6 protein-coding genes are annotated in these 6,818 nt (G+C 34.3%); 4 read left to right on the top strand and 2 right to left on the bottom strand.

Annotated elements, in window-relative coordinates; genetic code table 11:
- Positions 1–61: 61 nt before the first annotated feature.
- A complete protein-coding gene (gene rluF, locus BAMA_RS01940; RefSeq protein WP_200874656.1) occupies positions 62–778 on the bottom strand; it encodes a 23S rRNA pseudouridine(2604) synthase RluF in 717 nt (238 codons plus the stop codon).
- 209 nt (positions 779–987) lie between these two features.
- Positions 988–1,383, bottom strand: coding sequence for a hypothetical protein (locus BAMA_RS25080; protein WP_235184409.1), 396 nt, complete (start codon positions 1,381–1,383; stop codon positions 988–990).
- A 221-nt stretch (positions 1,384–1,604) separates the two neighbouring features.
- Between BAMA_RS25080 and BAMA_RS01930 the strand changes: the two genes are divergently transcribed.
- From BAMA_RS01930 to BAMA_RS01915, 4 genes are all read left to right on the top strand, one after another.
- On the top strand, positions 1,605–3,071 hold the full coding sequence (locus BAMA_RS01930; RefSeq protein ID WP_415782855.1) for a protein adenylyltransferase SelO: 1,467 nt from the start codon (positions 1,605–1,607) through the stop codon (positions 3,069–3,071).
- Positions 3,072–3,331: 260 nt separating this feature from the next.
- Positions 3,332–4,777 (top strand): DEAD/DEAH box helicase, encoded by a 1,446-nt coding sequence (locus BAMA_RS01925; RefSeq protein WP_034635568.1) that lies wholly within the window; start codon positions 3,332–3,334, stop codon positions 4,775–4,777.
- Positions 4,778–5,109: 332 nt separating this feature from the next.
- Positions 5,110–5,412, top strand: a complete 303-nt coding sequence (locus tag BAMA_RS01920) for a hypothetical protein (RefSeq protein WP_034635567.1) — start codon at positions 5,110–5,112, stop codon at positions 5,410–5,412.
- A 411-nt stretch (positions 5,413–5,823) separates the two neighbouring features.
- A complete protein-coding gene (locus tag BAMA_RS01915; RefSeq protein ID WP_034635566.1) occupies positions 5,824–6,804 on the top strand; it encodes an ABC transporter substrate-binding protein in 981 nt (326 codons plus the stop codon).
- Positions 6,805–6,818 lie beyond the last annotated feature (14 nt).

Raw genomic sequence — 6,818 nt, 5'->3', positions numbered from 1 at the left:
GACAAAATCTTTTTTCAACAAAGTGAAAAGACCAAAACAATAGTGTTTGGTCTTTTACTTTTTACCATTCTTTTGGCTCATAATTTAACTCTTGGAATAATCGATTGCGCTCTTTTTTAGATAGATCTCGCCATTGCCCAACCGGTAGTTTTCCTAACTGAATGTTCATTATACGAGTTCGTTGTAATCTATAAACGTTATATCCAAGCGCTTCGCACATGCGACGAATTTGGCGATTTAACCCTTGTGTTAAAGTGATTTGGAAAACATATTTAGAAAGCTGTTCCATTTTACAAGGTAGTGTTTTTGTACCTAAAATTTTTACACCTTCAGACATTTGCTTTAAAAATTCAGGGGTAATTGGTTTATCTACGGTAACGATGTATTCTTTTTCATGCTTATTTTCAGCACGCAAAATTTCATTCACAATATCTCCATCATTCGTAAGAAGTATCAATCCGTCTGAATCTTTGTCTAGTCTTCCAATATTAAAGATTCTTAATGGATGGTTAACTAAATCAATGATATTACCTTTCACGTTCTTTTCCGTTGTACTTGTAATACCTACTGGCTTATTTAAAGCAATGTAAACATAATTACTTGCCATACGGATTTGATCACCATTCACACGAACGTCATCACCAGGATTTACTTGGCTACCTATTTTCGCAACCTTTCCATTTATCGTGACTCTTCCATCGTTAATTAATTTATCTGCCCCGCGTCGAGATGCTTTTCCAGCTTCGCTAATGTACTTATTAATACGCATATTAAACACAACCTTAAGTAGAGAATTAATATTATAAGAATATGGGATTCATACTTTATTATCAAGGAGTTATCGCTATTCTTTTTAGTTTTTCTATTTGTAATACATAAAATGAATTTAATCTACAGCAATATAATAATTATTTTAGAATTTCCTGTATGTGTTTAGGCCCATATAGGAGAAAGTATTCTATCATTTTTTACAATAGATTAATGTGGTTACGTATTTTTATCACAACCACCCCTTCTTGTTTTTATAGCTTCTTGTCCACCTTGTTTGTCATTACATTTTCCAGCGATACCACTTCGTCCGTTTCCATTTGCAAACTGTGATTTAACATTAAAGCTTTCACTTCCATTTATAGCATTGTGTCCACCTTGATTTGCATTTACCCCTACATTTTCATTAATTTGTCCACCACCTTCTGCTCGTTGTTCAATACAACCAGCTTGGCTGCCATCGGTTGCGGTATTATTGATGTTATATACGTTAATATTAATTGAGTAGTATTTGTTAATATTTTTAAAAGGAAGTGCTTCGTTTAAGTTATTTTCATCAAATGTTGTATAGTTTTTAGGGAGTTTAGGGAGTTTTGGTTTTTTAGGTTGTTTCATACAATGATTCTCCTTTCTTTTTTGATATGAAGCATTATAGTATTAGGATATTCAAGGTAATTTATTTTTCTTGTATAGCTGTCCTTGTATAATTGAAGTCAGTTTATATTTGAAAGAATTGAGTAGGAAGTTATTAGCTTTTTGGAGAACAGTATAATAACTTGGAAGAAGTATACATTAACAAGAGGTTTTATAAAATATAGATAAAAGGAAAAGGGGATATGATGATAAATAGCGAGGAAATAGGATGGAATTTTGATAATAGTTATGCTAGGTTGCCAAAAGGATTTTTTTCTAATGTGAATCCGGCTTCTGTCCCTTCACCCAAATTAGTGATTTTGAATCATAAGCTTGCTGCATCTTTATGTTTGAATGAGCAAGCGTTACAAAGTGAGGAAGGTATACAAATCTTTGCTGGAAATAAGATTCCAAAAGGTGCTGATCCTCTAGCTCAAGCTTATGCAGGACATCAATTTGGACATTTTAACATGTTGGGAGATGGCCGAGCAATATTGTTAGGAGAGCATACTTCCACTAAAGTTGAGAGAGTTGATATTCAGTTAAAAGGTGCGGGAAGAACACCATATTCACGTGGTGGGGATGGCCGAGCTGCTCTTGGACCGATGTTACGTGAGTATATTATGAGTGAAGCAATGCATGCGCTTCATATTCCAACTACACGTAGTCTAGCAGTAGTAACTACTGGTGATTCAATCTTTCGAGAAACCGAGTTACCGGGCGCAGTCTTAACACGTATAGCTGCAAGTCATATACGTGTTGGTACATTCCAATTTGTTTCAAATTGGGGTACAGTCGATAACTTACATACTTTGGCAGATTATACAATACAGCGCCACTTCCCTGAAATTGAAAATAGTGAAAACAAATATCTTATACTAATCGAAGAAGTCATAAAGCGGCAGGCGGAACTTATTGCTAAGTGGCAGCTTGTTGGTTTTATTCATGGTGTTATGAATACAGATAATATGACGATTAGCGGAGAAACAATTGATTATGGTCCTTGTGCATTCATGGATACTTATGACCCAGCGACAGTATTTAGTTCGATTGATAGACAGGGACGATATGCTTATGGCAATCAGCCATATATCGCTGGATGGAATCTTGCGCGATTTGCTGAGAGTTTATTACCTCTTTTACATGAGGATGAGAAGCAAGCTGTGGAGCTTGCGCAAGAGAAGATTTCAGAGTTTCCAGAGCTCTATCGAAACCATTGGCTTAAAGGCATGAGGGGGAAATTAGGGTTATTTAATAATGAAGACAAGGATGAGGAGCTGATTCACAACCTTCTCAATATGATGGAGAAATATAAAGTTGATTATACAAATACTTTTCGTGCGTTAACTTTAAATATGTTAGAGGATGAAGAGTTATATAAGAAAGAGGAATTTACGAAATGGTATGAGCTTTGGCAAGAGAGGCTGGGCAGACAGTCGCAATCCAAAGTTTCTGTGCAGCAATTGATGAAAAACAGTAACCCAGCAATTATTCCGCGGAATCATCGAGTAGAAAAAGCACTAGAAGCTGCGGTGGAGCGAGGAGACTATAAGGTGATGGGACGACTTTTACAGGCCCTTTCAAATCCTTATACATATTCTACTGAATTTGAAGAATATACGAAGATATCTACTTCTACAACTCCTTACCAAACATTTTGCGGAACGTGATGTACAAATCCGATTAGCTTTTTGACAGTAAAGTAACGATTCACTCTTCTATAGAAAAGGAAGGTATTGTATCGGTTTCTTACTTGTATACAGCTTTGTGATGAAAGTGAAACAGGCAGATTGAAAATATAGATCTGCTTGTTTTATTTTTTATATCTCCCACAGTTTCGGGGGAAATTCAAGTATACTAATGTATACGGCATTTATAAGAAGTTAAATCTATAATGAACTAATAATATAGAATAAAATGAGGAAACGATATGAATAAAACAAGTTTTACAGGTTACGGATTAAATAAAGAAATTGTTAGAGCACTAACAGGTTTAAAATATGAGCGTCCGACAGAAGTGCAGGAGAAGGTTATTCCAGTTGCGCTACAAAAGAATGATCTTGTTGTAAAATCACAAACAGGAAGCGGGAAAACAGCATCATTTGGTATTCCGCTTTGTGAAATGGTCGATTGGAAAGAAAATAAGCCACAAGCATTAGTTTTGACACCAACTCGTGAGCTTGCAGCACAAGTAAAAGAAGATATTATGAATATCGGAAGGTTTAAACGTATTAAGGCAGTGGCGATATATGGGAAGTCTCCTTTTGTAAGACAAAAATTAGAATTAAAGCAAAAAACGCATATAGTTGTTGGAACACCTGGACGTGTCCTTGATCACATTGAAAAAGGAACACTTACATTAGACTGTTTGCAATATCTTGTTATTGATGAAGCGGATGAAATGTTAAATATGGGATTCATCGATCAAGTGGAGGCAATCATTGAAGAGTTACCTACTGAGCGACTGACGATGTTATTTTCGGCAACATTGCCAGAAGATGTGGAAAAGCTAGCTTATACTTACATGAAAGATCCAGTAAATATTGAGATTAAAGCAACTGGTATTACGACTGATAAAATAGAACATGCTTTGTTAGAAGTGGAGGAAGAGGATAAGTTTTCACTTCTTCAAGATATAGCAATTACACAAAATCCGGATAGCTGTATTATCTTCTGTCGTACACAAGAACAAGTAGATGATCTGTTTGAAGAGCTAGATGAATTAAACTATACGTGTGATAAGCTACACGGCGGTATGGTGCAGGAAGACCGCTTCGCTGTTATGAACGAGTTTAAAAGAGGGGAATTTCGTTATTTAGTTGCGACAGATGTCGCAGCGAGAGGCATAGATATCGATAATATCACGCACGTAATTAACTATGATATTCCATTGGAGAAAGAAAGTTATGTACACCGAACAGGTAGAACGGGAAGAGCGGGTAAAAGTGGAAAAGCAATTACATTTGTTACATCATATGAAAAGAGATTTTTGGAATCTATAGAAGAATATATTGGTTTTGAAATCCCTAAAATGGATGCTCCGTCAAAAGAAGAGATTGTATCAAAAAAAGCAGATTTTGAAAAGAAAATGAAAGCAAAACCAATTATAAAGAAAGAAAAAAGTGCAGAATTAAACAAAGAAATTATGAAGTTATATTTTAACGGTGGAAAGAAGAAAAAGATTAGAGCAGTAGACTTTGTAGGTACAATCGCGAAAATACCAGGAGTTACAGCGGATGATATTGGTATCATTACAATACAAGATAATGTTTCCTATGTTGACATATTAAATGGCAAAGGCCCACTTGTATTAAAAGTGATGAAAAATACGACAATTAAAGGTAAGCAGTTAAAGGTGCACGAAGCGAATAAATAGAGCAATAAAGACTCCTCATCTTAATTGATGGGGAGTCTTTCGAATACAAAATGATTAATATATTGATATGAGTTGTAGGAAAACAGAAGATATGTGTTCAATGACCGCTATGATTTTTGTGAAAACAGTAGAAATTGATATCGATTGTGTTAATTGGATTAAATGTGTCTTTATCCCGCTATTTGTGGGCTGTAAAACCCCCACTGAGTGAAGTTTCACTTTATTTGAGATTACTGTAGAAGTTACTTTCCTATTTAGGATAAATAAAAACAAATGAAAAAAATGATACAATGATATAGGAAAAATTATCAAATTACATAGGAGGTATAAGAATGTCAGTATCAAGAATATTGAAGTGGCTTACAGGTGGATTAGAAGCAATTTTAGGAATCCCCATTTTAGGAGGAACAATTGTTATAAGTCTTGCCTGGACTCCGTTAATTTTTATGTTAGTACTACATATTATTACTTTAGTTTTAACGAAAAAAGACGGTGGAGCAACAGTTGGTAGCATCTTAGGAATTGTAACATCTTGTTTAGCTTGGATTCCATTTATAGGAATGATTATGCATATATTATCGGCAATTTTCTTGATGATTGATGCTTCAAAGAAAGACAATAAACAAATCGCATAATTTTGGTGATTGAATATCCCTTATAAAGTTAGGTATGGGGTGTTAACTACACATATTTTAAAGAGTGAGTTTAGTATTGTACTAGACTCATTTTTTTTAGATTCGTTTTATATAATAAATAAATTAGGAGGACTATTTTACGTAATAGGTGAATAGTCTTTTTTATGTTTGAAAAATTATTTTGATATAACAAAAGAGGGATTGATGCTGAAGGTTAAAGGTAAAAAGCTGAGTCAGCAGGTTAATGTGTTAAGGATTCCATAACGGTGTGTTAAATTCCAATATTATATTATTAACAATTAACTATTTTAAAATAAGAACAAAGGGGTTGTAAAAATTTTCATCGTCTGTTATATTTCTAAATGCGAATGATAATTATTTTCAAATATATGCTTGTGGGGGATTTTTATAATGAAAAAAAGTTTATATGGAACTTTATTTTTATCTGCATGTCTTGTTTTAGGAGGATGTACAGATGATAAAGCAGAACAAACAGCAACAAAAGAGAAAGTAGCTGCAGATCATGGAAGTGAAGCTGCAAAAGCGAAAGATGAAACAACAAATACGAGTGAGGGAATCGAGACATTAGTAAAGCAGTTTCCTTCAGAACAACCAAAATCTATTGTAACAACGTCCGTTTCTATTGCAGAGATGCTACATATATTAGATGTGAAACCAGTTGGATTGCCAACTACAACTCATAAATTACCAGAAGGATTCGATCAAATTACACAAATCGGTTCTGCTATTGAGCCAGATGTAGAGAAGATTGTTAGTCTTCAACCGGATATTGTAGTTGGTCCTGAATCCATTAAAGACAGCTTAGAAAAGAAGATTACAAATGGTAATGTGAAAACAGCTTACCTTCCAACAGATTCTTACGAAGACTTAATAGTTTCGTTTGAAGCATTAGGAAAAGCATTAGGTAAGGAAAAAGAAGCGAATAAATATCTTGCAGACCTAGAGAAAAAAGAGAAAGCTATTTTAAAAGACTTAGAAGGTAAAAAAGCACCGAAAGTTATGGTGCTATTCGGTTCTGGCGAATCATTTATGCTGATGAATGAAACAACATACGTTGGCAGCTTAGTGAAAAAATTAGGTGCTCAAAATATTGTAACTGAACAGTTAAAAACAAAAGAATCATATGTACCTTTAAATATGGAAGATGTGATTACTGCAAATCCAGATGCGATACTTCTTGTTTCTCATGGTGATCCAAAGGCAGCATTAGAACAATTTAAAACAGATGTAAAGAACAATGGTGCATGGGAAAAGTTAAATGCATTTAAAAATGATAAAGTCCAAGCTCTTGATTACAGTACATTTGGCTATGCTTCTATCGAGAAAGCACCAGTTGGATTAGAACAGTTAAGCGAAATTTTATACAAGTAATCAATGTAAGGTAA

This window comes from Bacillus manliponensis (assembly GCF_000712595.1).
In the GTDB taxonomy this organism is placed as follows: domain Bacteria; phylum Bacillota; class Bacilli; order Bacillales; family Bacillaceae_G; genus Bacillus_A; species Bacillus_A manliponensis.
The sequence above is the reverse complement of the archived record's forward strand: the minus strand, read 5'-3'. Positions and strand labels throughout refer to the sequence as shown.

Excerpts from the sequence above, each read along its gene's own strand:
- BAMA_RS01925 (WP_034635568.1), top strand. The coding sequence starts at position 3,332 with ATGAATAAAACAAGTTTTACAGGTTACGGATTAAATAAAGAAATTGTT.
- BAMA_RS01920 (WP_034635567.1), top strand. The coding sequence starts at position 5,110 with ATGTCAGTATCAAGAATATTGAAGTGGCTTACAGGTGGATTAGAAGCA.
- BAMA_RS01915 (WP_034635566.1), top strand. The coding sequence starts at position 5,824 with ATGAAAAAAAGTTTATATGGAACTTTATTTTTATCTGCATGTCTTGTT.
- BAMA_RS01930 (WP_415782855.1), top strand. The coding sequence starts at position 1,605 with ATGATGATAAATAGCGAGGAAATAGGATGGAATTTTGATAATAGTTAT.
- BAMA_RS25080 (WP_235184409.1), bottom strand. The coding sequence starts at position 1,383 with ATGAAACAACCTAAAAAACCAAAACTCCCTAAACTCCCTAAAAACTAT.